This is a genomic window from Bacillus cereus group sp. MYBK30-2, assembly GCF_051915945.1.
Taxonomy (GTDB): Bacteria; Bacillota; Bacilli; order Bacillales; family Bacillaceae_G; genus Bacillus_A; species Bacillus_A paramycoides.
Genome location: NZ_JBQAFR010000001.1, coordinates 2,160,052 through 2,184,800, shown reverse-complemented (window position 1 = coordinate 2,184,800; position 24,749 = coordinate 2,160,052). Strand labels below are relative to the sequence as shown.

Below are 24,749 nucleotides of genomic sequence, written 5' to 3'. Positions count from 1 at the left end.
CAGCTCCTTATTTGTTTTTAATTACAATAAAGCTACAAATAGCAATTGTGATAAAGCCGATTAGTGCTAAAAACGGGATTGTCACAAAGCCGAACCAGTTTATGTATTCTCCCGTACAAGGTACGCGTCCGCAAGCTGCTCCTGCAGCTGATAGTGCTGAAATTTTTTGGATTGCATAGTGATATAAAGAAATACAAGCACCAATACTTGCAATTGGTAAGGAATAACTTGCAATACGATAATCTTTTTTTACTACAGCAATGCCGAGCCATAAAACGAATGGATACATAAAGATGCGTTGATACCAACAAAGGACACAAGGCTCAAATTTCATGATTTCGGAAAAGTATAGGCTACCTAGCGTAGCAATAAAAGAAGCTCCCCATGCAGTAAATAGAGCATATTCTTGCTTTTTTTCTCGTCCCATATTTTATACCTCTCTTATAATAGTTACATACTAAATTATAGTATGAAGTGGTAGAGAAAAGAAAGAGTAAATATTTTTATCAATAAAAGTTTTGTAAGGGGAAACTTCGGAATTATATAAATAATTCAAGAAGCGCCATTCTCTTAGAGAGAATAGCGCTATATTTTACATTTGAATTTGCTCTACTTCTTCTACATGTGATTTTTGTGATGCATGGTCAATATATTGAAATAGAAGCTGCAATTGTTTATCAACTTCAGGTAATTCTTTGCTATATTGGTAAGCGTGAAGGAAATGCTCAATACGCTTAGAAAATAACTGATCATTCGTTTGAACCATTAGAACGAGTAATTTATCCCAATTACAACAATACGTGTAATAGAGAGCTTTGTCATAGTCGTTATATGTTTGCACTGTGTACCCTCCTTACCGAGGAGTTATATATAGTGTGTGACAAGCAAGGAGAAATACACTTGAAAGAATTTGTTAAGAAAAAAGGTGAATGAAAAGAAAAAACGAGGTATCTCCTCGTTTTTAAGCTTTTGGCATTGGCGTAGGGGTTGGTCTTCCATATCCTTCTTTATATTTATTATCAATGTATTTACGAATTTCAAGCGTTGATTTTCCTTTTTGTTTCATCGAAGCGGATTCAACTGCAATTTCTAGGCAATTTACACAAGTTGTTGCATGGGAATCCCAAACAACTTCACCATTCTTTTTGATTTCACGAATAAAGCAATTTTTATTATTTTTATGTCCTACACTTTCGCCGCAACCGCAGTAACAAGGAATCCAATCTAATAATTCAGCATTTTGTCCAGCGACAGTGTAGATGTCTTTCATTTGTGGATCAAGCTTGTCTAGGAAGGTTGGGAGTGTGTCGACTCCTTTTGTCTTTTCTTGAATGTCAGTTTGCTGAGTATGTGATGCGTGGTCATGCTCTTCTTTTGATTCAGAAGACTTTTTTTCATTTGTACCAGTACTCCCGCATCCAGTAAGAATTAGGCTCAGTACTGCAAGTAAAGAAAATACATATTTTTTCATCTGCTTGTCCCCTTTACAAATGTATTAATAAAATTGTATCAGACTGAAGCACACCTAGGGAGAAGTTTTTTTGGAACGATTTTTGAAGTGCCATCGCAGTGAATGGAATAGAAATAAAATCGGTATATAAACGTATACGATATATAAGCCAGCCTTTGATAGTACTGTATTTAATGTATTAATACTCTCACGGTTTGTGAAAAATAGGGATGAGATAAATATAGTTACAATAAAAAGTGGCAATGTAATTTTAAATGGTATATGAAAAGAACGCTTAATAGTACGGCAAGAAGACCAAATCGTTAAACAAAGGTTAGGTAAAATAATAAGGAACCATACGAATATAATTATGTATTCAAATCGCTGAATAAAGGGAATTTTAATGATTTTTAGCATCGTTAATGTAGGCCAAATGGTGTGGTGCAACTGTCCTTGACTATAGTACATAAGGGAAACGATTGCTAATAATACGTATAAAATAGTTGTAAAAACAATCCCGCCATGTGCCCATTTCTTTAGAGATTTCCCTTTTTCAATAAACGGATAAAAGATAAGTATTGCTTCAAATCCAAGAAACTCTAATGCAGAAGCTTTAGCTGAAGTTAGAATGTCTATGGGTGAATGGGTGAGAATAGGTAAAATGTTACGGAAATGTGCGTATTTCATTGGGAAAACTAAAAAGAGTACTACGAAAATCGGTATTATGACGCCCCAAAAACACATTCCTGTTACAGAGCGGAATCCGCCTTTTATTACGTAGTAAGTCACGAGTAAAAATAATAAAGTTAATTTCCATGGTTTAATTGTAGGGAAGACCCAAACTTGAATGACTTCAATATATGTACGAAGAACAGTAAGACAAAATAATAGAAGATATGCGGCAAAGCACACGGAAAAAAAGGTCCCAATCCACTTCCCGAAACATGTTGTATGAATATTCATTAAATCATTATCTTTTTCTAACATTTTTAGCATGCAAAATAGCGCGATATGAGTCGCAATACCAGCAACAATAAGGGAAATCCAAGCGTCATATCCAGCGTATTGTGCAATAATTCGTTGATATCCTAACACACCTACTCCAATTTGAAGGGAGTGTAATAAAAGAAATGCGAAATAAGGGGAAACAGTATTTGTTTTATTTTGCTTAGCCATTTTAGCACCTCATTATTCTCCGATACCAGATTGTACGACATTAATTTGCACATTAACCGCAACGTCTAGGCTAGGATACATTTCTTGAATTTGTTTCATACTCCATTTTCTCGAGTGACTACGAATTTCTTCACGTAGACCTATCGGATCAATTTCTTTTTCTTGGAATTGTTTTATTAATTCGTTTAAATGTTTTTCAAGTGTTTTTTCGACATGTTTTTTGACGTAAGTTATATTTTCATTTTTCGATAAATCAAGCCAATCTGGTGCGCTTTTTATGAGTCCATTTAGTTTTAAACGGATGTGAACTTTCGGAATATCACCATCTTGAGTAACGTCACAAACACTATCTCCAGATAAGTTTTGAGTGGCGATTAATCCTTTATGTTTACCTTGGCGTATTGGAACTTCATAACGCCCATTTTTAGTGGGATTAATGAGTAATTTTAATAAAAAAGACCCTTTTTTATCTGTATACATAGCTACTTTATCCTTTTTTAAAAAAGCGAGACCTTTAATGGAAGCTGATTGGTCTTCATCCACTTGAATGTAAGGAAGAAATGAATCGCATCCTGATGAATAAAAGTTATATAGAAAAATATTTAAAGCGGTCCGAGGAATCGTCTCATTTTCTATATTTTGTTCAAGTAAATCAGAAAGATATAGTGATCCATTTGCTTTGACGTGTTTGAGAAGTTCTTCTGTTGAACCATCTACAAGTGCTAGCTGGACATCCCGGCCAATGTTAGGGTCACGCTGTAAGTTATTAATAACGTCACTAATTCCACGTTCACCAAATGATTTTCCAAATAGGACAACACGCATTTGACCTACAGCGACAGTATGTGGTGATTTGGCATTTAAGCGTGAAGATATTGTTTCAATTGTGCCTGCAGTTGTTGACTGAGTTTGTGGCTTTGATTGCACACCCTTTGTATAATCTGGATAGAGAATTGTTCCGCGGAATTGTTTATCTTTCGTTATATCGAATCCGCCCACATGAATAATTCGCTGCGTATCAACTATATTCGGTTGCGTACAACCTGATTGGAAAATAAAAATGATAATGGTAAAGCATAGTAAAAAAATTTTCATTTCTTTTCACCATCACGTTTCCTTTTTGCGTTGTTTGGGTCATAGCGCCACTTCTTTTTCGGTCTCAGAAAAGAGGCACGCCCTGCAGTTTGGCTAAATGGTAAGCGCAGTAGTCCTTCTGCAGTACCTAAACCTCGAAATGGATATAACGGTAATAAATAAGGTGAGCCAAGTGATTTTAGACGAATTAAATGCGCTAAAATAAATACGAATCCGACAATAAGACCTAAGCCTCCAAATGCCCCGGCCAAAATAATGAGCGGAAAGCGCAATAACCGAATAGTAGAAGACATTTTTACCGTCGGTGTTGTAAAAGAAGCAAGTGCGGATAAGGCAACCGCAATTAATAAAATGGTACTCGTTAAAGCAGCCTCTACCGATGCTTGTCCTATTACAATCCCCCCAACAATACCGATCGTTTGTCCAACTTTTGTCGGTAATCGTGCCCCGGCTTCGCGAAGTAATTCAATTGTAATTTCTAAAAAAAGAGCCTCTAAAACAGGTGGGAACGGTACGTTAGCTCTAGAATAAATAATTGGGCCAAGTAAATCAGCTGGAATCATTTGATAGTGATACGTTAATACAGCTGTATAAATAGCTGACGAAAATAAAGAGAATGCTGCTCCAAAAAAACGAACCATCCGAAGAAAAGAGCCTGCTACCCATGGTAAATAATAATCTTCTGGAGAGACAAAGAAATCGAGTAACGTCGCTGGTCCAGCTAATGCGTAAGGGGAACCGTCTGTTAAAATGACAACCCCTCCATTAATGAGTGCATAAACAGAACGATCTAAGCGCTCTGTAGGTAGTAAAACAGGGAAGGGAGAGTTACTGTTATCGCTAATAAATTGTTCAATCATAGTCGCATCGAAAGGAACATCAAAGTCAATGTCTTGTAGGCGCTGCATTGCGGTATTAACGTGCTGTTCATTCGTAATGCCTTCGATGTAAGCAACTACGACCTTTGTTTTTGATATAGAGCCAACTACAACTTCTTTGAAAACTAATTGCTCCGTTACAATATTTCGGCGAAGTAAGTGTGTATTCGTATCAATATTTTCAACAAATCCGACTTTTGGACCAATTACACTATATTCATTTTCGGTATCGTTATATAACCGTGTACCTACAACTGAACTTTCGGCACGAATAAGTGCATATTCTGCTGAGCGAGAATCATTTTTTAGCTGTATGAGTACATACCCACTTAATAATTTTTCACGAATATCATCAATAGAAGGGCCGGTGATAATCTCCTCAAGTGTGACGATATTTGCTATGTCACTTATATTTTCAATGTGATCTAATTCTCTTTTTATAGGTGTTAAAATGAATCGATTAATGAGGAGTGATTCAGCTGTAGATTTATAATAAAACAAACATAACGTCCCATCTTCTACGATGTTATAAGAAACGAAATCACTAGACCCTTTCATAGTGTGGATAAATTCTGGAATGGAACAGATTGTTTTTTTCTTCTTTTTAGATGTTGAACGAAACATTTTTTCACCTCTTACATACATCATTTACTTATGTTAGTTTTTGGGAAAGGCGGGAATTTATACTTGAAAATTAGAAAGTTCATAAAGAAAAGGAAGAGTATTGAATACCTCTTCCTTTTTGGCATGTTAACTTGTTTTCTTTTCTTTAATAGACTTCACTAATTTAATCATTTCTGCTCGTATATCTTCTTTTTTTACATTTAATTTTTCTGCAATTTGTTTAATGTTCATTCCATCTTTTTTCATTTTCAGTACATCATCGAGAGGGGTATTACTTTTTTGAGCGATGATTGTTAACACCGCGAGATGACGTAAGCCGATGTTATACTCTTTCATTTTTTGTTTTAGCTGATTCGGTGTAGATTTGTGCATGTTTGCTAGCTCTTGTAGCAATGCTTTTTTCGTTTCTTTATTCATATGATGCTTTTTCAATTTACTTGGGTCTACACCGAAATGCTGTGCCGTTTTCTCCCAAGATTTATTTTGCTTATAGTAAGCTAAAACATCTTTAATTTCTTTTTTGCTTATTCTTGCAATGTGGGCAGCTTTCCATATTTCATGTTTGTTATAGCCGAGTTTTTCGAGTGACTTCATTTCTTCTTCTGAAATAGGCTTATGATGGTGCATCATCGCTTCTTTTGATGGAACTGGCGTAGCAGCAGAAACAGGGAAGATAGATACTCCGCATAATAATGCTGCCATAGTCATACTTACTGCGATTTTCTTGTACATATAAATTCCTCCTAGATGGATAATGTGGAAAACTTTACACATATCATTTCCATAAAATGTGAAAAACTTGTGAACAAGTTAAGTTTTTTTATTCACAGTATGAAATAAAGTTTTTATTAGTTTTCCAACATAAAACATTGATTAATAGTGAAAAACTAGGTTATAATCGAAATTGAAAATCAATATCAATAATAAACTTATACATATAGATAAAAATAAGGGAGAGAAAAATATGACTACATATACTTCCATCGCAAACGTTATTAAAGAAAGACGTTCTGTTCGTACATTTACAGATAAAGCAGTAGAAAAAGAGCTATTAATTGAACTATTAAACGACGCAACATGGGCACCAAATCATAAACACCGTGAGCCATGGAATTGTAAATTATACATTGGAGAAGGCCGTCAGAAATTAGTAGACGCAGTATTAAACTCTTTCACAGAAGAAGAAAGAGCGAAACGCGGCAAAATTTTATCTGACCGTTTCTTAAGCACACCTGCACAAATCGTTGTTTACATTGAAGAAGATCCACGTCAAATTCAACGTGACGAAGATTACGCTGCAACATGTGCATTTATGCAAAACTTCCAATTGCTTGCTTGGGAGCGCGGCTTAGGATGTGTTTGGAAATCAGGTGGATTAAACTACAATCCACTATTTATAGAAGGAATCGGTTTAACAAGAGGCCAACGCATTGTTGGAATTCTTCATATCGGCTATTTCGATAAAGCACCAGAAGGAAAAGCGCGTACGCCGATTACGGAGAAGATGGAGATTATTGAAGGGTAATTGGAAAAAGGCATTCTCGTTTTTGCGAGGGTGTCTTTTTATTATGCAATCAATCCTCATGAAAGCTTGTTCCTCATCATACACTTTCTTAAGGGAAAGTGTAAGGAGGGAAAATAATGAGAGCAAGTGACGATAAAGCACTGCAATATGCGATTGCGGAAATTACTGAAATTGCGACTGGATTTGGGCTTGATTTTTATCCGATGCGTTATGAAATATGTCCAGCGGAAATTATTTATACATTTGGTGCATATGGGATGCCGACGAGGTTTTCACATTGGAGTTTTGGAAAGCAATTTTTCAGAATGAAATTACAATACGATTTGGGACTTAGTAAAATTTATGAACTCGTTATTAACTCTGATCCATGTTACGCCTTTTTATTAGATACGAACGCTTTAATTCAAAATAAACTAATCGTGGCGCACGTTTTAGCGCACTGTGATTTCTTTAAAAATAATATTCGTTTCTCTAATACGAAACGTGATATGGTGGAGAGTATGGCGGCAACAGCGGACCGTGTGAAAGCATATGAGCATAAATACGGAAAGGCAGAGGTAGAAACATTTTTAGATGCCGTACTCGCTATTCAGGAACATATTGATCCGTCACTTATGCGTCCGAAATTGGCATGGAGTATTGATGATTTAGAAGAAGAAGTAGAAAAGAAAAAGGCATCACAATACGATGATTTATGGAATCTAGATAACCGAAATAAAAAACAAGAGCGCTCTAATATACGTAAAAAGAAGAAAATTCCACCGCAACCAGAGAAAGATTTACTCCTCTTTATTGAAGAATATAGCCGTGAGTTAGAAGATTGGCAGCGCGACATATTAACGATGATGCGTGAGGAAATGTTATATTTCTGGCCACAGCTTGAAACGAAAATCATGAACGAAGGCTGGGCGTCCTACTGGCATCAACGCATACTTCGTGAAATGGATTTAACATCTGATGAAGCAATTGAATTTGCGAAATTAAACGCAGGTGTCGTACAGCCATCAAAAACAAGTATTAATCCATACTACCTCGGTATTAAAATGTTTGAGGATATTGAAGAACGCTACAACAACCCGACAGAAGAAATGAAGCGACGTGGTGTAAAACCAGGATCTGGTCGTGAGAAAATCTTTGAAGTACGCGAAATCGAATGGGACGTATCATTCCTAAGAAACTACTTAAATAAAGAACTCGTAATGCGAGAAGATATGTACTTATTCCAGCGCCAAGGAAAAGAATATAAAGTAATTGATAAAGAGTGGGAACATGTACGCGATCAACTTGTAAATATGCGCACAAATGGAGGTTTCCCGTACCTAGTAGTAGAAGATGGAGACTACTTAAAGAATGGAGAACTGTACATTAAACATAGCTACGAAGGAATTGAACTAGATTTAAAATACTTAGAAAAAGTATTGCCATACATTCATCAGTTATGGGGAAGAACGGTGCATATGGAGTCCATTGTGGAAAGTAAGGGCGTTGTGTTTTCTTATGATGGGAAGATGGTGCATCGGAAGTATGTGTGATGTAATAAAAAGAACGGACAAAGAATTTCTTGTCTGTTCTTTTTATTTGGAAAATGGTAAATATGCTATGCTTAAGAAGATGGGATATATAGAAGGAGAGCAATTCAAATGAGCAAAATAGGGGTATGCAAGGTGGATATTACACCGCCTTTGGGCATTGATTTTATCGGATATCATAGAGATACAGGAATTAATAATATTGAAGAGCACATTTATGGGACAATCTTTGTATTTGAAAAAGATGAAATGAAAACTGTGTTTATAAGTATTGATAATATCGGGATGTTAGTAGAAGATACAACGATGATTCGGGAACGAGTAGCTAGTGAGCTTCATGTACCATTTGAGCAAATAACAGTTGTTTATACGCATACTCACTCTGGTCCGGAAACAGTCGGTAATCACCCTTTAATAAAGTCTTATAAAACGATTTTACTAAATAATGTAGTGCAGGGGGCTGTTACTGCGAATAACAACATGAGGTCATGTGAAGTTGGATGGGGTGTTACGACAGGTGATATTGGAGTAAACCGAAGAGAGAGAACATCTGATGGAAAAGCAAAGATGGGCACAAATATAGATGGTATTGTAGATAAACGAATTGGTATTTTAGCAATGAGGGATGCTGAAACGAAGGAGCTATCTGGGATTGTAGTATTTTGTACTGCGCATCCGAATGTTTTAAAAGGAGATAGTGATGCATTATCAGCGGATTACCCTGGAATGACGAGAGAGATTCTTGAGAAGATAGTAAACTGTCCTGTTATTATTGTTCAAGGTGCAGCTGGAAATGTGAATGCGAAGTACCGAGGTTCGAAGGAAGCATTAAAACAAATGGCTTACGTACTTAGTGGACACGTATTAACGATGTTACCAACAGCTACATATAGCCCAATTGTAAATCTAAGAACTATTTCGGCTATGATGCGCATGAAATTAAAAGATATTCCAGAAATTGAAGAGATAAAGAGAATGGCCCAATTAGCAGAGAAGCAGTGGGGGGTGAATACTGACGAATGGCTTACTATCGTTTTAAATAAATATAGGCAAGATATTCGGCAGTTAAGTATAGATTTAGAAGTTCAACTGTTTCAAATTAATGATGGGATGTTCTCTGGAATACCGATGGAACCTTTTTCAGAAACTGCTTTAGAAATGAAAGAGAGTTTTCAAAATGAACTAGCTTTCTTTGGTGGATATACGAATGGATATATTGGTTATTTACCGACAAGTGAAGAGTTTATATATGGTGGGTATGAAGTAGAGTTGAACCCTATTGTGTATGGGCCAGCTACGAATTTATTGATGCCACCTGAGGAGAACACGGCAGATTTAATTGTGCAGAAAGTTAAAGAACTATACGTAAAAGAACTTGGAGATGTCTAGGTTCTTTTTTTTTATTTGTTTCGAATTTGTGAAAGAAAGATATATATATTGAAAATAATTTTTTTATATTTTATTATATACCCATACGGGTATAAGTTTTCTGTATGTGATACATGAGGAAATTAAATAATAAATAATGTGGAGGTTTGAAATATGTCTAGAAAAATTGTTGTAGTAGGTGGAGTTGCTGGTGGAGCATCAGTAGCTGCAAGGCTTCGTCGTTTAAGTGAAGAAGATAAAATTATTATGGTTGAGCGCGGTGAATATATTTCATTTGCAAATTGTGGATTACCATACTATATTGGCGGTGTAATTACAGAAAGACAAAAATTGTTAGTACAAACTGTTGAAAAGATGTCAAAGCGTTTTAATTTAGATATACGTGTATTAAGTGAAGTGGTAAAGATTAATAAAGAAGAGAAAACAATTACTATAAAGAATGTAACTACAAATGAAACATATAACGAGGAATACGATGTTTTAATTCTTTCACCAGGGGCGAAACCAATTATTCCACCTATTCCGGGTATTGAAGAAGCAAAGGCTTTGTTTACATTACGAAATGTACCTGATACAGATCGTATTAAAGCGTACATTGATGAGAAGAAACCACGTCATACGACGGTTATTGGTGGAGGATTTATTGGAGTGGAAATGGTTGAAAACTTAAGAGAACGAGGAATTGATGTTACTCTTGTAGAGATGGCAAATCAGGTGATGCCACCAATCGATTATGAAATGGCAGCATATGTACATGAGCATATAAAAAATCACAATATTGAGCTTGTTTTTGAAGATGGTGTAGATGCATTAGAAGAGAACGGGACTGTTGTACGTTTAAAAAGTGGTTCAATAATAAAGACTGATATGATTATTTTAGCAATTGGTGTACAACCAGAGAGTAGTTTAGCGAAGGATGCAGAATTAGAACTAGGAGTTAGAGGAACGATAAAGGTAAATGAGAAATTTCAAACATCAGACCCACATATATATGCAATTGGTGATGCGATTGAAGTGAAAGATTTTGTTACAGAAACAGAAACAATGATTCCTTTAGCGTGGCCAGCTAATCGTCAAGGTCGCATGTTAGCAGATATTATTCATGGTCATACGGATTCTTTATATAAAGGTACGATGGGAACTTCTGTGGCTAAAGTTTTTGATTTAACAGTTGCTACGACTGGAGTAAATGAGAAAATATTAAAACGATTAAATATACCCTATGAGGTAGTACATGTACAGGCAAATTCTCATGCAGGGTACTATCCAAATGCTACGCCAGTGCTAATAAAATTAATTTTTAATAAAGATAGCGGAAAAGTTTATGGAGCACAAGCTTTAGGACGTGACGGGGTAGATAAGCGTATCGATGTTATTGCAACGGCAATGAAGGCAAATTTAACTGTAATCGATTTACCGGATTTAGAATTATCATATGCACCCCCGTATTCTTCTGCAAAAGACCCAGTAAACATGGTGGGGTATGTGGCAAGTAATATAGTAGATGGTTTTGTGGACACGGTACAATGGCATGAAATAGATCGTATTGTTGAAAATGGTGGGTATCTTATTGATGTTCGAGAGCCTAATGAACTAAAACAGGGAATGATTAATGGTTCTATTAATATTCCGTTAGATGAATTACGTGATCGTTTGGATGAAGTGCCAGTGGACAAAGAAATATATATTACTTGTCAACTTGGTATGAGAGGGTATGTTGCAGCGCGCATGTTAATGGAAAAAGGATATAAGGTAAAGAATGTAGATGGTGGCTTTAAATTATACGGAACAGTATTACCAGACCGTATTGTATATTGATGTTTATCCCGCATTAACGGGCAGTGAATCTTCCAATTTAAAAATTGGTGGGAGATTGCTGCTCGTAAAATTCAGCTTTGTATAGGCTCAAAAAATAAGGATAGAAGTCTCACGATATGCTTTTTTCACATTTAGGTTAAAAAATTTAAATTAAGGGCTTTACAAAATACCCTACAGGGTATAATATATTGTCATAAGCTATAAATAGTGACATAATGGTAATGAGGTGATTATAGAATGGAATATAATCAAGATATAAAAAATCGATTAAAGCGTATTGAAGGGCAAGTTCGTGGTGTGCTTCGTATGATGGAAGAAGGAAAAGATTGTAAGGAAGTAATCACACAACTAACTGCTTCTCGTGCTGCATTGGATCGCTCGATTGGATTAATTGTGGGAACAAATTTGGAACAATGTTTACGTGAACAGTTTGAAAAAGGTGATGGTTCCAATGAGGATCTTATTAAAGAAGCTGTTCAATTACTAGTAAAAAGCCGATAATCTGTCAAACTTATTTGTTGACAGATTTTAAATAACATTTTAATATACCTGTACAGGTATATGTATATATACTTTTTTGAGGAGGAAGTCAATATGAGTATAAAGGTAGATACACATTTAGATTGTAAAGGATTAGCATGTCCGATGCCGATTGTGAAAACAAAAAAGGCGATGGGGGCATTACAATCTGGGCAAGTGATTGAAATAGAAGCAACAGATAAAGGCTCTACAGCAGATTTACAAAGTTGGGCCAATAATGTTGGTCATCAATATATAGGTACAAAGCAAGAGGGAGATACTTTAAAACATTATGTAAGAAAAGCGAGTGCGCAAGAGATAAACGAATTAGTAAAATACGCTCATACAGTAACAAATGAGGAATTACAAGAAAAGTTACTAGCTGATGAAGAATGCATTATTTTAGATGTAAGGGAAGAAGCTGAGTATGCATTTGGACACATCTCATCTGCAATTTCAATTCCATTGGGTGAGTTAGAAGAAAAACAAGGTGTTTTAAGTCAAATAAAACCAATTTATGTTGTTTGTCGAACAGGAAATCGCAGTGATCTTGCTTGTCAACTATTGGAGAAGCAAGGGTTTAACAATGTTAAGAATGTTATTCCTGGCATGCTGCATTGGAATGGAAAGATAGAAAAAAGATAAGGAAAAAATTTTAAGTATAAATATACCGTAGGGGGTAATAGAATGAAGGTTAAACATTTAGCAGCAAAAGATGTTGCAGAAAAGGTTATGTTTGAGGAGTTATTTATTTTAGATGTACGTAATGAAGCGGATTATGAAAACTGGAAAATTGAAGGGAAAGAAGTTACTTCAATGAATGTGCCGTACTTTGATTTATTAGAGGGTGTAGATCATATTGTAAGTGAATTACCTAAAGATAAAGATGTTTTAGTAGTATGTGCAAAAGAAGGGTCTTCTATATTTGTGGCAGAGCAATTAACAGAGGCTGGATTAGAAAATATTTATTATTTAGCTGGTGGTATGAAGGCTTGGAGTGAATATGTAAAGCCTATAAAAGTTGGGGATTTAAAAGATGGCGGAAGTATGTATCAGTTTAACCGCCTTGGAAAAGGTTGCTTATCATATATGGTCATTTCTAAAGGAAAAGCAGCTGTTATTGATGCAGTACGAACAGTTGAGGCATATGAGGAATTTGCAAAAGAACAAGGTGCTGTAATTACAAATGTAATGGATACGCATTTGCATGCCGATCATATTTCAGGAGGTCGTAAGTTAGCTGAGAAAGTAAATGGGACGTATTGGCTACCGCCGAAAGATGCGGAAGAAGTTGTATTTTCTTACGAACCACTTGTAGAAGGTGCTGTAATTACTGTTGGGGAAACAAAGATTGATATCGAAGCAATCTATTCGCCGGGACATACAATTGGTAGTACTTCATTTATTGTAGATGATGAGTATTTATTATCAGGGGACATTTTATTCGTAGATTCGATTGGGCGTCCGGATCTTGCTGGGAAAGCTGAAGATTGGGTAAGTGATTTACGTAATACTTTATATAGCCGATATAAAGAACTATCTCAAAGTTTAATTGTGTTGCCGGCTCATTATTCAAAAATAAGTGAAATGAACGAGAGTGGAATTGTTAGCGCAAAATTAAAAGATTTATTTGAGTATAATGCAGGATTAAATATTGAGGATGAGAGAGAGTTTCGTAAAGTTGTAACAGAGAATTTACCACCTCAACCGAATGCATATCAAGAAATTCGTCAAACAAATATGGGGCAATTAAACCCAAGTCAAGAAGAAGAGCGTGAAATGGAGATTGGTCCAAACCGTTGTGCTGTTCATGATTAATTCGATTTCAAATGAAATAAAAATGGGAGGTATATAAGATGAATGCAAAGCAAGTATTAGATGTAAAAGGATTAGCGTGTCCAATGCCAATTGTAAAAACAAAGAAGGCGATGGAGGCATTACAATCAGGTGAAGTGTTAGAAGTACACTTAACAGATAAAGGCGCGATTAAAGATATTCCAGCATGGTCAAAAACAGGTGGTCATGAAGTGTTAAAACATACGGAAGAAGAAGGCGAATTAAAGTTTTGGATTAAGAAGGCTTAATTATAAAAAAGTGGAGGTATATAAGATGAATGCAAAGCAAGTATTAGATGTAAAAGGATTAGCGTGTCCAATGCCAATTGTAAAAACAAAGAAGGCGATGGAGGCATTACAATCAGGTGAAGTGTTAGAAGTACACTTAACAGATAAAGGCGCGATTAAAGATATTCCAGCATGGTCACAAAAAGGCGGTCATGAAGTGTTAAAACATACGGAAGAAGAAGGCGAATTAAAGTTTTGGATCAAGAAAGCATAATATTTCAATGATAAGTGGAGGGTATTCTCTGCTCATTATTAGAAGTAAAGAGGATAATCATATATGTTTTATATAGTCATACCCATAATAGTATTGATAATGGGAAATACATTAAAACGTTACGTTCCTGTTTTACATGTTGCACATATTTCAATAGAGCAAGTAAGACAAAGTGAGGATGTTATTGTTATAGATGTGCGTGACTATACAGAGAGTCACGGTAATCATACTTCTAAAGTTATGTGTATACCGTATGCGTATTTAAAGCGGTACTATTATGAAATACCAAATAAACCGATACATCTTATTGTTCATAATAAAGTAGATCGAAATTTAAGTGTTCGGTTTTTAAACAAGAAGGGGTTTTGTATTCAAAGTTATAGTGTAGCGACGCATAAAAAAATATAACAGAAGGAGGCTACATCATTATATGGATGGAAAGACAATATTGAATATAATCTTAATTATACTTGTAACTTGGTTTATCATTTCTCGTTTCTTACCAGCTAGAGGAGTAAAAAATATTTCAGGAAAAGAATTGAAGCGTATGATGGGGCAAAATAATAAACAATTTATTGATGTACGTACACCTGGTGAATATAGAGGAAATAATATTAAAGGGTTTCGGAATATCCCATTAAATGAACTAGCTAATAAAGCGAAACAATTAGATAAAAGTAAAGAAGTTATTGTTCTTTGTCAAAGTGGAATGAGAAGTAAACAAGCAGCGAAAATGTTAAAAAAACTAGGATTTCAACATATTACAAATGTTTCAGGCGGTATGAATGCTTGTAATTAAGAAGGAGATGGGAAACATGAAAGAAATGACTGCAAAAGAATTAGAAGAAAAATTGTTACGTAAAGAAGCAGTAAATATCGTAGATGTACGTGAAGTAGAAGAAGTAGCTGAAGGGAAAATTCCAGAAGCATGTAATATTCCACTAGGACTATTAGAATTTCGTATGCATGAGTTAAATAAAAATCAGGAATATATTATCGTTTGTCGTTCTGGCGGGAGAAGTGCAAGAGCGGTTCAGTTTTTAGAAAGTTACGGTTTTCGAGCGATCAATATGGTAGGTGGTATGTTAGCTTGGGAAGGTAAAGTAGAATAGGGCGAAAATAAACGATTTTTTATAGGGGTTTAAATACCCCTATAGGTAATTTTGAGGAGGAACAACATGGAGCAACAGAAGAAAACAACAATTGTTTTATTTAGTGGAGATTATGATAAAGCGATGGCAGCTTATATTATTGCAAATGGTGCAGCGGCGTACGATCAAGAGGTGACTATTTTTCATACTTTCTGGGGCTTAAATGCCCTCAGGAAAGATGAGCATGTGAAAGTAAAGAAAACTTTTATAGAGAAAGTGTTTGGAAAAATGATGCCGCGCGGTGTGGATAAGATGGGATTATCAAAAATGAACTTTGCTGGTATGGGGCCAAAAATGATTAAAGGAATTATGAAGAAGCATAATGTGATGCCTTTGCCAGACTTAATTGATATGGCGAAAGAGCAAGGAGTTAAGCTTGTAGCTTGTCAAATGACAGTAGATTTATTAGGGTTAAAAGAGGAAGAGATTATGGAAGGGGTAGAGTTTGCAGGAGTAGGTGCATATTTAGCAGATGCTTCGGATGGGAATGTGAATTTATTTATTTAAATCACCTTCTTTTTAGAAGACGGGGGATAACATATGAGTTTAACAGTACTGCTTTTTATTATTGGGTTTATAGGATCGTTTATATCAGGAATGGTTGGGATTGGCGGGGCAATTATTAATTATCCGATGATCTTATACATTCCGGTATTACTAGGATTTGCTGGCTATACATCACATGAAGTGAGCGGTATTACAGCGATTCAAGTGTTTTTTGCAACTTTTGCAGGTGCGTGGGCATATCGGAAAAGTAATGATATGGATAAAACGTTAGTTGTTTACATGGGAGCTAGTATATTAATAGGAAGCTTTGTAGGTAGCTTTAGCGCGAATCTATTAAATGAGCATACTGTAAATGTTGTTTATACAATATTAGCTACTATCGCGGCTATTATGATGTTTATACCGAAGCGAAACAACTGTGAGGATTCAGAAGGAACTATGTATAATAAATGGCTAGCTAGTATGTTAGCGTTTATTGTAGGCAGTGTTTCCGGCATTATTGGGGCTGGTGGTGCGTTTCTATTAGTTCCGATTATGTTAGTTGTTTTAAAACTACCGATACGTACGACAATAGCAACATCTATCGCTATTACTTTTATTTCCTCGGTAGGGATTACTACTGGGAAAGTGATTACGGGACAAGTAGTTGTTATCCCAGCTCTTATCGTTGCGGTAGCAAGTTTATTTGCCGCTCCGCTTGGAGTGAAAGTAGGGAAGAGAGTGAATCAAAAAGTTTTGCAATACGTATTGTCTGCTTTAATTGTAGGAACTGCGATAAAGATGTGGGTTGATATGATATCGAAATAAAAAGATGGTGCTGCTTGTAGCACCATCTTTTTATTTATGCCCAAATAACTTTCATTAAGTTCTTATATTCATCGTTCGCCAGTTTATATAGCATTCTCGTATGTTCAAAGACAAGTGCTGGATTAAAGTGTGGTTCTGAGAACACAAGCGATGTTGAAATATCGATCGCATTTTGTTTATTAAGTGTGAATTTTGCAAAACGATAAGATGTGTTTAGTTCATTGATTACGTGTAACACATCATTGGTCAATGTTGGATCTGGTAAGTGAGCAACATTGAAGCAGTATATATCCACAGTAGGATGTTCATTGTGGAAAGCAGCGATAAGATGAATTTTTGCGCCATTTTCTGTATCTAATGTTACTGAGAAATGTACTGATCCATCATTTTCATCTATATTCTCTTCCATATGTATATCATTGGATTTTAGGTAATCTTTGAAATCTGAAATGTTATGTTTTACTGCAGCTTTCATATGTATGAGCCCCCTGGTAATTGGAATAGATTGCTATTATTTATTATAATTTAAAAATATTAAAAAAGATAGTTAGAAAGTTCTGATTTTTATTTTGTAGAAATAAAAAGAAGCAGTGCCCTACCTCCATAGAGCACTGCTTCGCTTTATTCATTGTTATTAGACGATGTTTCTGTATCTTCACTGCTATTATCATTATGCTTGTTGTTACTTGATTCATGTTTGTTTGTATCCTCAGAGTCAGTTTCTTTCGTTCTCTCTGAGTTTGTTTTTTTCGAATCGGATGTAGATTCTTTCGTTTTCTCTGAACTTGTTTTTTTCGAATCAGAGTCAGATTTTGTATATGCAGGTAGCCCAAGATGACTACGAAGTTCGTTTGTAAGGTTAGCTAAGTCTGTTTTATCTGGATTGTAGTAGTACGTTCGACCACCACCAGGAGATTGACTACATGTGTCATCACCTTTTGCCATGTAACAGTCTTCACCTTGAATTTGTAATTTTTCAATAGTAGAATTTGATCCATATTTATAGAATGAAAGCATATCATCAAATGTTAAGTTTGTAACGAATTGGCCGTTAATATCATCAATGATGTTACCAACTTTTGTTACGGATCCAACGCTTGTTAGTTTCTTTAAAATGGCTTCAATTACGAGTTGCTGACGTTGTCCACGCATCGCATCACTATCAATGTGTCGTGTTCTAGCAAGAGCAAGAGCTTCTTCACCATTTAACTTTTGAACACCTTTTTTCAGGTGAATTGCCTCAGCATTATCATTGCTATCTTGTTCAGTAAATTCAACTGGTACGTCGATTTCAATGCCGCCTAAATCATCGACAATTTTTATAAATGATTTAAAGTTAAATTTTACAAAGTAATCGACAGGAACATTCATTAGTTTTTCAACTGCATCAATGCTTGCTTGTGGTCCACCATCTTTTCCATTTTTAGTAGAACCGAATGCATGAGCGTGTGTAATTTTATCTTTTTTCTTTTCTACTGGAATATAAGTATATGTGTCACGTGGAATACTTAATAGTTTAACAGTTTTGCTATCTTTATTAAACGTTGCAAGTAATAGTGCATCCGTTCTTATAGCCTCACCATATTCTTTCCCACGGACATCGCTTTCATCAACACCCATTATTAAGACAGAGACGTTATTTGTAATAGGTTTTACAGCTTTATCACGTAAATCAGATTTATCACCGCGCGCTAAATCGTGAGCGGCGTTTCGAACAGCAGAAGATGCTTTATTGACTAAAAACCAAGTATAACTGCCACCTACTATTAAAAATAATAGAATAACGCTTATAATAATTTTTGTCTTTTTCTTACTCTTATTCGGGTTGCTTCGTGTATTTTCTTGCAAAGATGGGTTTTGCTCCATTTCTTGTACTCCTTCATTTGGATTGAAATACGACACTCATATCCACTTATTATAATGAAATTTAGCGAAAAAAAACATTACAAATCATTTACATTTCGTAAAAATTCAATTTATTTATAAAAAGTCAGATTTTCTATATTTTATTTTTAGGATAAAGAATAAGTATAAGCTGTTTTAGTAGAAATGAAAATATGTATTGTGAGAAAGTGATAGAGAAGTAAGATTTGTTGAAATATAGCCAAGAAGAAGCGATTCGTTTTATAAGCATTTCTTATATAATAAAGAAGGATTTTACGGATGAAGGAGAGGGCATAATGAATCATACATCATTCCGAGCAATGGTCGTGAAAGAAAAGGAAAATAATCAATTTGAAAGAACCTTTGTTGAGAGAGAAGTAAATAGTTTACCTGAAGGAGACGTATTAATACGTGTTCATTATTCTTCATTAAATTATAAGGATGCCCTTTCAGCTAATGGTAATAAAGGTGTAACGAGAACATACCCTCATACACCTGGTATCGATGCGGCAGGAGAGGTTGTTAGTAGTAGAAATGCCTCCTTTAAGGAAGGAGATCAAGTTATTGTAACCGGATATGATTTAGGTATGAATACTTCTGGTGGTTTCGGAGAATATATTCGCGTGCCATCATCTTGGGTCGTTCCTTTACCAGAAGGAATGTCTTTGAAGGAAAGTATGATGTATGGGACAGCAGGTTTTACAGCTGCTTTATCGGTATATAAGCTTATTAGAGCGGGAATTACGCCTAATATGGGAGATGTTTTAGTAACTGGTGCTACTGGCGGAGTAGGTAGTGTAGCAGTTAGCATTTTAGCGAAGCTAGGATATAACGTAGTAGGGGCAACTGGGAAAATGGAAGAGGAGCAGATGCTACTACGTCTAGGGGCGAAAAAAGTTATTCATCGCGAAGAATTGAATGATGAATCAGGAAGGCCAATGCTTAAAGGGATATACGCCGGAGTTATCGATACTGTAGGTGGAAATATGTTAGAAACAGCTTTAAAATCGGTAAAGTATGACGGTTGTGTAACGACATGTGGTAATGTGGCAGGGCATGAATTACACACCACGGTATATCCGTTTATTTTGCGAGGTATTAGCCTTTTAGGGATAGATTCAGTTCAATGTCCGGTAGATGTGAGAAGAGAAGTGTGGGCATTATTAGCGAATGAGTGGAAAAATTCAAAGTTAGTACCTTATACAGAAGAATGTACATTAGAAAAATTAGATGAGAAATTTGCACTTATATTGCAAGGAAAGCTAAAAGGAAGAACAGTTGTGAATATGAAATGAAAAAAGAGACGCTAATTAGAGCGTCTCTTTTCCTATTATAATGATTGTTTTAATCCCATTTTACCTTGTTCGCCTAAAACACCGTCAGCGATATTTACAGCGTGATCACCGATACGCTCTAAGTTACTTACCATATCAACGAAAATGATGCTTGCATCACCTGAACAGCTACGTTCGTTTAGTCGTAATACGTGACGTTTACGAAGAACACGTTCCATTTGGTCAATTTTACGTTCTTTTGCAATAACAGTTTGAGCTAGTTCAGTGTCAAAGTTTGTTAAAGCTTCAACTGCGTCTTGTAATGTTGAAATTGTTAACTCAAGCATTTCATTTAGTTCAGCTAGTGCTTCATCTGATAGTGAGACACGGTTTGAAATTTGGAAATCTACAAGTTCTACAAGGTTTTCTACATGATCACCAACACGTTCAATATCTCCAACAACACCTGCTAGAACTGAATGTTTTTCAGAGTCTGTAGATGAAAGTGGTTTTTCTGATAGTAAAACTAAATACTCGGTAATTTTTTTATCTAAATTGTTAATAGCTCCTTCTAATTGAGTAGCCATGTTAGCGTGTTTTTTGTCTTGTGTATTTAAAAATTGGTTTGCTTCTTTTAATCCATGTAATGAAAACTCTGCCATACGGATAATTTCTTTTTGAGCTTCTGTTAATGCGATAGCAGGAGATTGCTCAATGAAAATTGGATTTAAATGTTGCGGTTTGAAATTAATAGCAGAATCTTCGCCGCGAATAATTTTTGTTACAATCCATGCTAATACAGCAATGAACGGGAATTGAATAATAGTATTTGTTACATTAAACGTTCCGTGTGCAAATGCAATTGTCATTTCTGGATTTAAGTTTAATGACGTTTGGAAGTATTGAATTAAACTTGTAAATGGTACTAATAAAATCGTAAAGATAATCGTACCGACGATATTAAAGATAACGTGAACTAATGCTGCACGTCTTGCTGCAATTGAAGTACCGATTGCTGCTAATACCGCTGTAATTGTTGTACCGATGTTATCACCGAATAATACAGGAAGAGCAGCTTGTAAATCGATTGCGCCTTGACCGAATAGTTCTTGTAAAATACCGATTGTTGCACTTGAACTTTGTACAATTAAAGTGAAGACTGTACCAACAACAATACCTAAAATTGGATTGTCGCTCATGCTAACCATTAATTCTTGGAATGACTCTAAAGAGCGAAGAGGCTTCATACCTGTGCTCATTAATTCTAAACCGAAGAATAACATACCAAAACCGAATACCACTTGACCTACAGAATGTACTTTTTTATTTTTAAAGAAGAATAATAAGATAGCTCCAACTGCCATAATTGGGAGCGCGTATTCTCCGATTTTAATCCCGATAATAAATGCAGTAACTGTCGTACCGATGTTTGCACCCATAATAACACCGATTGCTTGTCTTAATGTCATAAATCCGGCACTTACAAGTCCGACTGTTAAAGCGGTTGTTCCTGAACTTGATTGGATTAATACAGTAACTAACATACCTGCTAGTACACCCATAAGTGGGTTTGTTGTAAAGCGATCTAGAATATCGCGAAGACGATCTCCAGCTGCTTGTTGCAGTCCATCGCCCATGTATTTAATCCCGAATAAGAAAATACCTAATCCACCAATGAACTGGAAGATCATATCTTGAATATTGTATTCCACGCATTCCACTCCTTAAATTTCATGTACGATGTAATTATTAACTAAACCTTGAGGCACTGTAAACGGTTCACCTGTAAAATTTACACTAAATTTACAAAGGGGTGAAAAGTTTACAAATCTTTAAAGAAACACCTGGATTTAATTGGTTTTCGTATTCGATACACGATGTTTTTTGTTAAGAAGTCACATTTATCACACTATTTATAGGTGGTAAAAATATGTAGGACAATCAATGATGTTTTAAATTAAAAAAGCTGCCGAATTATCCAGCAGCTTTTTCACTAGTTTTATCCTTCTGTTTTTGTTTCCGTAAGTTTGTGATGTAAATGAAAAGGAAAGCGATAAGTAATAGGGAGGAATATCGATATACAGTTGCATAGTTGGTAAAGTGCGCGATGAATCCAAAAATAATCGCTCCAGCACCAATCCCAAGGTCAAATGCTGAGAAAAATGTTGCTGTTGCTACTCCTCGTCGATGTGGTGCTACTCGATCAATCATCCATGCTTGTAGTGCTGGCTGAATCGCTCCGAAACCACTTCCGTAGCACGCTGCCGCAATAATTAAACTCGGAATTGTAGTTGTATACGACAGTAATATAATACCTGTAAACGTTATAATAACTCCTGGAATGATGACGAATGTATGGCCTTTCGTATCATATAATTTTCCAGAAAACGGACGAGTTACAGCGATTGCAAGTGCGTTAAATAAAAAGAAGAGACTAATATCAGCAATGCCGACTTCCGTAGCAAATAATGTGATGAAGCTCCCAATTCCTCCGTACATTAACGTAATACATAATATTAATAATGAAGGAAGTAAAGCTTTACGCTCAATAAATCCATCCAGAAAGGTACCAGATGTTTGTTGTGGTGGTTGCGGCGTTTTTTTGATTTGAAGTAGTTTCGTTAATATTAATGAAATAATTGTACATGAGAGTGCACATAAAAAAAGAATCGTGAAGTTATATGTTTGCATGAGCCAAAGTCCGATAAGTGGACCGAGTGCCATTGCAATAGTGCCAGAAAGACCGAAATATCCCATGCCTTCTCCGCGGCGAGCTTGCGGAATTAAATCTGAAACGACAGTTCCGTATGTAGTCGTTGTAATGCCGAACCCAGCCCCATGTAAAATGCGAACGGCAAGCAGGAGGAAGACGGTTGAAGCGAAAAGGTAGCTACCCATAGCTAGTAAACAAATAGCAGTACCAATCATTAAAATGATTTTTTTATTGAATTTTTGCAAGGCGTTTCCAGTTAGGGGTCTAACAAATAGTGCCGCAACGGTAAACATGCCGACAACAAATCCGATATTTGAACTTGTGCCACCAATTTCTTTCACATAAACAGGTAAAGTTGGAATTAACATTTGAAATCCTAAAAACATACATAAGTTTGCTAGAATTAACGCAATAAACTCTTTCGTCCATAACGGTTCTCGTTTTACGAGTACTGCCTCTCCCATATATTCATCCCCTATATAAAATTTTTCTCTGTTCTTTCGAGTATATGTATTGGTCAATGTTACAGTCAAGGAAGGTGCATTGAAAACGCATAACAATTTTTAGGGCAGAAAAACTGACAAATTTGTGTAAAGGCTACACAACTATGAAAAAAAGATGTAAAGTATAGATGTATAGACTAGTATTTGTTATGAATGATAGAAATTGTTTTTTCTTTTCAGAAAGCGGATTCAAAAAGTGGTGAACGAGAAGGGGATACATACTTTTTTACTACATATATTTGAAAAGGTTTACAATATGATGAAGAAAGAGGCGTGTACATATGAGACGATTAGGTATTTCTATTTATCCAGAACATTCGACAGTAGAGAAAGATAAGGAGTATTTAACATTAGCAAGTAAATATGGATTTACACGTGTATTCACATGTTTACTATCTGTAGATGGCGAAAAAGAGAAAATTGTAGAAGAGTTTAAAGAAACGATTTCTCATGCGAATGCATTAGGGTTCCAAGTATTGGTTGATATTAGTCCATCTGTTTTTGAGCAACTAGGTATTTCTTATAATGATTTATCGTTTTTCCATGAACTAGGTGCTTACGGTATTCGTTTAGATGTTGGTTTCTCTGGTTTAGAAGAATCGATTATGACGTACAATCCGTACGGCTTAAAAATTGAGATTAATATGAGCAATGGCACAAAGTATGTAGATAACATTATGAGTCATAGACCAAATCGTGAAAATTTAATTGGCTGTCATAACTTTTATCCACACCGTTATTCAGGGTTATCATACGATCATTTCATTAAATGCTCGAAGCAATTTAAAGATTACGGCATGAGAACGGCTGCATTTATTTCATCATTTGATGCAACATATGGGCCTTGGCCAGTAACAGAAGGGTTATGTACGTTAGAGCAGCATCGTGAATTGCCGATGACAACACAGGCGAAGCATTTGTTTGCGACAGAATTAATTGATGATGTTATTATTGCGAATGCTTATGCATCAGAAAAAGAACTAGAGGCACTTGGTGAATTAAATAAAGATAAGCAAACTTTTGATATAGAAATTTATGAAACGACAACAGAGTTAGAAAGAATTATCGTGCTAGACGAACCTCATTTTTATCGCGGGGATGTATCTGAATATATGATTCGTTCTACTCAAAGTCGTGTGAAATATAAAAAAGAGGAATTCAAACCGCATAATACGCGCGAGATTAAGCGGGGGGATCTTTTAATTGATAATGAACAATACGGTCAATATAAAGGTGAATTACAACTTGCCTTAAAAGATATGGTGAATACGGGGAAAACAAATGTAGTTGGCCGAGTTGTAGAGGAAGAAATTTTCTTATTAGATTATTTACAAGCTTGGGATAAGTTTGGATTTACACTAAAGAAATAAATTAATGCGGGGTAAAGTGAAACTTTAATCAGTGGGGATTTAGTTCATCCCCACTGATTATTAGCCCTCACCAATCGGGCTTTTAAGGGCAGTTGATCTCCCACCTAGATTCTTTGCTTCAGCCGGATTTTGAGGTGGGAGTCTTACTGCCCGCAAATAGCGGGATAAAAGGAAAAAACTACTGATTTTAGTGGCTTTTT

At 35.6% G+C, this 24,749-nt stretch carries 27 protein-coding genes; 16 read left to right on the top strand and 11 right to left on the bottom strand.

All coding sequences use genetic code 11. From position 1 onward, the window contains the following. Positions 1-7 precede the first annotated feature (7 nt). From ACTFQM_RS11260 to ACTFQM_RS11230, 7 genes are all read right to left on the bottom strand, one after another. Positions 8-427: a disulfide formation protein C gene (locus ACTFQM_RS11260; RefSeq protein ID WP_002150462.1), complete on the bottom strand. Its 420-nt coding sequence runs from the start codon at positions 425-427 to the stop codon at positions 8-10. 165 nt (positions 428-592) lie between these two features. Further along, complete coding sequence (locus ACTFQM_RS11255) at positions 593-841, bottom strand: YhdB family protein (protein ID WP_001195459.1); 249 nt, start codon at positions 839-841, stop codon at positions 593-595. 120 nt (positions 842-961) lie between these two features. Beyond that, entirely contained in the window at positions 962-1,471 is a 510-nt protein-coding gene (locus ACTFQM_RS11250; RefSeq protein WP_025150220.1) for a PCYCGC domain-containing protein, read from the bottom strand. A 54-nt stretch (positions 1,472-1,525) separates the two neighbouring features. Next, positions 1,526-2,626 carry a GerAB/ArcD/ProY family transporter gene (locus ACTFQM_RS11245; RefSeq protein ID WP_440034343.1) on the bottom strand — a complete coding sequence of 367 codons (1,101 nt, stop codon included), beginning with the start codon at positions 2,624-2,626 and terminating at the stop codon, positions 1,526-1,528. Between the two features lie 12 nt (positions 2,627-2,638). After that, positions 2,639-3,721 carry a spore germination protein GerYC gene (gerYC, locus tag ACTFQM_RS11240; RefSeq protein WP_440034342.1) on the bottom strand — a complete coding sequence of 361 codons (1,083 nt, stop codon included), beginning with the start codon at positions 3,719-3,721 and terminating at the stop codon, positions 2,639-2,641. After that, complete coding sequence (locus ACTFQM_RS11235; protein ID WP_440034341.1) at positions 3,718-5,223, bottom strand: spore germination protein; 1,506 nt, start codon at positions 5,221-5,223, stop codon at positions 3,718-3,720. Before ACTFQM_RS11235 ends, gerYC begins: the two co-directional genes overlap by 4 nt. 126 nt (positions 5,224-5,349) lie before the next feature. After that, complete coding sequence (locus ACTFQM_RS11230; RefSeq protein WP_440034340.1) at positions 5,350-5,955, bottom strand: hypothetical protein; 606 nt, start codon at positions 5,953-5,955, stop codon at positions 5,350-5,352. Between the two features lie 232 nt (positions 5,956-6,187). Between ACTFQM_RS11230 and ACTFQM_RS11225 the strand changes: the two genes are divergently transcribed. The 14 genes from ACTFQM_RS11225 to ACTFQM_RS11160 all read left to right on the top strand — a co-directional run bounded on the left by ACTFQM_RS11225 (position 6,188) and on the right by ACTFQM_RS11160 (position 16,805). After that, the gene (locus ACTFQM_RS11225) at positions 6,188-6,748 is read left to right on the top strand and encodes a nitroreductase family protein (RefSeq protein ID WP_440034339.1); all 561 of its coding nucleotides are present in this window, start codon (positions 6,188-6,190) and stop codon (positions 6,746-6,748) included. Between the two features lie 116 nt (positions 6,749-6,864). After that, positions 6,865-8,280 carry a stage V sporulation protein SpoVR gene (spoVR, locus tag ACTFQM_RS11220; RefSeq protein WP_440034338.1) on the top strand — a complete coding sequence of 472 codons (1,416 nt, stop codon included), beginning with the start codon at positions 6,865-6,867 and terminating at the stop codon, positions 8,278-8,280. A 108-nt stretch (positions 8,281-8,388) separates the two neighbouring features. Then, positions 8,389-9,666 (top strand): neutral/alkaline non-lysosomal ceramidase N-terminal domain-containing protein, encoded by a 1,278-nt coding sequence (locus tag ACTFQM_RS11215; RefSeq protein ID WP_440034337.1) that lies wholly within the window; start codon positions 8,389-8,391, stop codon positions 9,664-9,666. Positions 9,667-9,819: 153 nt separating this feature from the next. Continuing rightward, positions 9,820-11,484: a CoA-disulfide reductase gene (gene cdr, locus ACTFQM_RS11210; protein ID WP_440034336.1), complete on the top strand. Its 1,665-nt coding sequence runs from the start codon at positions 9,820-9,822 to the stop codon at positions 11,482-11,484. A gap of 237 nt (positions 11,485-11,721) precedes the next feature. Next, positions 11,722-11,985, top strand: a complete 264-nt coding sequence (locus ACTFQM_RS11205; protein ID WP_440034335.1) for a metal-sensitive transcriptional regulator — start codon at positions 11,722-11,724, stop codon at positions 11,983-11,985. Positions 11,986-12,078: 93 nt separating this feature from the next. Further along, positions 12,079-12,648 (top strand): sulfurtransferase TusA family protein, encoded by a 570-nt coding sequence (locus ACTFQM_RS11200; protein ID WP_440034334.1) that lies wholly within the window; start codon positions 12,079-12,081, stop codon positions 12,646-12,648. 42 nt (positions 12,649-12,690) lie between these two features. Further along, positions 12,691-13,821 carry an MBL fold metallo-hydrolase gene (locus ACTFQM_RS11195; protein WP_440034333.1) on the top strand — a complete coding sequence of 377 codons (1,131 nt, stop codon included), beginning with the start codon at positions 12,691-12,693 and terminating at the stop codon, positions 13,819-13,821. Positions 13,822-13,859: 38 nt separating this feature from the next. Continuing rightward, positions 13,860-14,087, top strand: a complete 228-nt coding sequence (locus tag ACTFQM_RS11190) for a sulfurtransferase TusA family protein (protein WP_327903953.1) — start codon at positions 13,860-13,862, stop codon at positions 14,085-14,087. Positions 14,088-14,112: 25 nt separating this feature from the next. Next, positions 14,113-14,340, top strand: a complete 228-nt coding sequence (locus ACTFQM_RS11185; protein ID WP_440034332.1) for a sulfurtransferase TusA family protein — start codon at positions 14,113-14,115, stop codon at positions 14,338-14,340. A gap of 63 nt (positions 14,341-14,403) precedes the next feature. Then, positions 14,404-14,748: a sulfurtransferase gene (locus tag ACTFQM_RS11180; RefSeq protein ID WP_440034331.1), complete on the top strand. Its 345-nt coding sequence runs from the start codon at positions 14,404-14,406 to the stop codon at positions 14,746-14,748. 22 nt (positions 14,749-14,770) lie between these two features. Next, on the top strand, positions 14,771-15,139 hold the full coding sequence (locus ACTFQM_RS11175) for a rhodanese-like domain-containing protein (RefSeq protein WP_048373624.1): 369 nt from the start codon (positions 14,771-14,773) through the stop codon (positions 15,137-15,139). Positions 15,140-15,155: 16 nt separating this feature from the next. Beyond that, complete coding sequence (locus ACTFQM_RS11170) at positions 15,156-15,452, top strand: rhodanese-like domain-containing protein (protein WP_002170491.1); 297 nt, start codon at positions 15,156-15,158, stop codon at positions 15,450-15,452. Positions 15,453-15,518: 66 nt separating this feature from the next. Beyond that, positions 15,519-15,998, top strand: coding sequence for a DsrE/DsrF/DrsH-like family protein (locus ACTFQM_RS11165; RefSeq protein ID WP_002170492.1), 480 nt, complete (start codon positions 15,519-15,521; stop codon positions 15,996-15,998). A 33-nt stretch (positions 15,999-16,031) separates the two neighbouring features. Further along, positions 16,032-16,805 (top strand): sulfite exporter TauE/SafE family protein, encoded by a 774-nt coding sequence (locus ACTFQM_RS11160; protein ID WP_002170493.1) that lies wholly within the window; start codon positions 16,032-16,034, stop codon positions 16,803-16,805. Positions 16,806-16,839: 34 nt separating this feature from the next. Here ACTFQM_RS11160 and ACTFQM_RS11155 read toward each other — a convergent pair whose 3' ends face one another. Beyond that, positions 16,840-17,280 (bottom strand): hypothetical protein, encoded by a 441-nt coding sequence (locus ACTFQM_RS11155; protein WP_002170494.1) that lies wholly within the window; start codon positions 17,278-17,280, stop codon positions 16,840-16,842. 146 nt (positions 17,281-17,426) lie between these two features. After that, a complete protein-coding gene (locus tag ACTFQM_RS11150) occupies positions 17,427-18,671 on the bottom strand; it encodes an LCP family protein (protein WP_440034330.1) in 1,245 nt (414 codons plus the stop codon). 227 nt (positions 18,672-18,898) lie between these two features. Here ACTFQM_RS11150 and ACTFQM_RS11145 point away from each other — a divergent pair, with 227 nt between their 5' ends. Beyond that, positions 18,899-19,984, top strand: a complete 1,086-nt coding sequence (locus tag ACTFQM_RS11145) for a YhdH/YhfP family quinone oxidoreductase (RefSeq protein ID WP_440034329.1) — start codon at positions 18,899-18,901, stop codon at positions 19,982-19,984. Between the two features lie 35 nt (positions 19,985-20,019). Here ACTFQM_RS11145 and ACTFQM_RS11140 read toward each other — a convergent pair whose 3' ends face one another. After that, a complete protein-coding gene (locus ACTFQM_RS11140) occupies positions 20,020-21,675 on the bottom strand; it encodes a Na/Pi cotransporter family protein (protein WP_098307420.1) in 1,656 nt (551 codons plus the stop codon). Positions 21,676-21,937: 262 nt separating this feature from the next. Next, complete coding sequence (locus ACTFQM_RS11135) at positions 21,938-23,140, bottom strand: MFS transporter (protein ID WP_440034328.1); 1,203 nt, start codon at positions 23,138-23,140, stop codon at positions 21,938-21,940. Between the two features lie 320 nt (positions 23,141-23,460). Between ACTFQM_RS11135 and ACTFQM_RS11130 the strand changes: the two genes are divergently transcribed. Next, on the top strand, positions 23,461-24,549 hold the full coding sequence (locus tag ACTFQM_RS11130) for a DUF871 domain-containing protein (RefSeq protein WP_265623499.1): 1,089 nt from the start codon (positions 23,461-23,463) through the stop codon (positions 24,547-24,549). Positions 24,550-24,749: the final 200 nt, after the last annotated feature.

Bases quoted from the DNA above. Each gene is read 5' to 3' on its own strand.
- ACTFQM_RS11235 (WP_440034341.1), bottom strand. From the start codon at position 5,223: ATGTTTCGTTCAACATCTAAAAAGAAGAAAAAAACAATCTGTTCCATT.
- ACTFQM_RS11195 (WP_440034333.1), top strand. From the start codon at position 12,691: ATGAAGGTTAAACATTTAGCAGCAAAAGATGTTGCAGAAAAGGTTATG.
- ACTFQM_RS11150 (WP_440034330.1), bottom strand. From the start codon at position 18,671: ATGGAGCAAAACCCATCTTTGCAAGAAAATACACGAAGCAACCCGAAT.
- ACTFQM_RS11200 (WP_440034334.1), top strand. From the start codon at position 12,079: ATGAGTATAAAGGTAGATACACATTTAGATTGTAAAGGATTAGCATGT.
- spoVR (WP_440034338.1), top strand. From the start codon at position 6,865: ATGAGAGCAAGTGACGATAAAGCACTGCAATATGCGATTGCGGAAATT.
- ACTFQM_RS11205 (WP_440034335.1), top strand. From the start codon at position 11,722: ATGGAATATAATCAAGATATAAAAAATCGATTAAAGCGTATTGAAGGG.
- ACTFQM_RS11260 (WP_002150462.1), bottom strand. From the start codon at position 427: ATGGGACGAGAAAAAAAGCAAGAATATGCTCTATTTACTGCATGGGGA.
- ACTFQM_RS11185 (WP_440034332.1), top strand. From the start codon at position 14,113: ATGAATGCAAAGCAAGTATTAGATGTAAAAGGATTAGCGTGTCCAATG.
- cdr (WP_440034336.1), top strand. From the start codon at position 9,820: ATGTCTAGAAAAATTGTTGTAGTAGGTGGAGTTGCTGGTGGAGCATCA.
- ACTFQM_RS11135 (WP_440034328.1), bottom strand. From the start codon at position 23,140: ATGGGAGAGGCAGTACTCGTAAAACGAGAACCGTTATGGACGAAAGAG.
- ACTFQM_RS11170 (WP_002170491.1), top strand. From the start codon at position 15,156: ATGAAAGAAATGACTGCAAAAGAATTAGAAGAAAAATTGTTACGTAAA.
- ACTFQM_RS11155 (WP_002170494.1), bottom strand. From the start codon at position 17,280: ATGAAAGCTGCAGTAAAACATAACATTTCAGATTTCAAAGATTACCTA.
- gerYC (WP_440034342.1), bottom strand. From the start codon at position 3,721: ATGAAAATTTTTTTACTATGCTTTACCATTATCATTTTTATTTTCCAA.
- ACTFQM_RS11225 (WP_440034339.1), top strand. From the start codon at position 6,188: ATGACTACATATACTTCCATCGCAAACGTTATTAAAGAAAGACGTTCT.
- ACTFQM_RS11245 (WP_440034343.1), bottom strand. From the start codon at position 2,626: ATGGCTAAGCAAAATAAAACAAATACTGTTTCCCCTTATTTCGCATTT.
- ACTFQM_RS11130 (WP_265623499.1), top strand. From the start codon at position 23,461: ATGAGACGATTAGGTATTTCTATTTATCCAGAACATTCGACAGTAGAG.
- ACTFQM_RS11165 (WP_002170492.1), top strand. From the start codon at position 15,519: ATGGAGCAACAGAAGAAAACAACAATTGTTTTATTTAGTGGAGATTAT.
- ACTFQM_RS11190 (WP_327903953.1), top strand. From the start codon at position 13,860: ATGAATGCAAAGCAAGTATTAGATGTAAAAGGATTAGCGTGTCCAATG.
- ACTFQM_RS11250 (WP_025150220.1), bottom strand. From the start codon at position 1,471: ATGAAAAAATATGTATTTTCTTTACTTGCAGTACTGAGCCTAATTCTT.
- ACTFQM_RS11180 (WP_440034331.1), top strand. From the start codon at position 14,404: ATGTTTTATATAGTCATACCCATAATAGTATTGATAATGGGAAATACA.
- ACTFQM_RS11215 (WP_440034337.1), top strand. From the start codon at position 8,389: ATGAGCAAAATAGGGGTATGCAAGGTGGATATTACACCGCCTTTGGGC.
- ACTFQM_RS11175 (WP_048373624.1), top strand. From the start codon at position 14,771: ATGGATGGAAAGACAATATTGAATATAATCTTAATTATACTTGTAACT.
- ACTFQM_RS11230 (WP_440034340.1), bottom strand. From the start codon at position 5,955: ATGTACAAGAAAATCGCAGTAAGTATGACTATGGCAGCATTATTATGC.
- ACTFQM_RS11160 (WP_002170493.1), top strand. From the start codon at position 16,032: ATGAGTTTAACAGTACTGCTTTTTATTATTGGGTTTATAGGATCGTTT.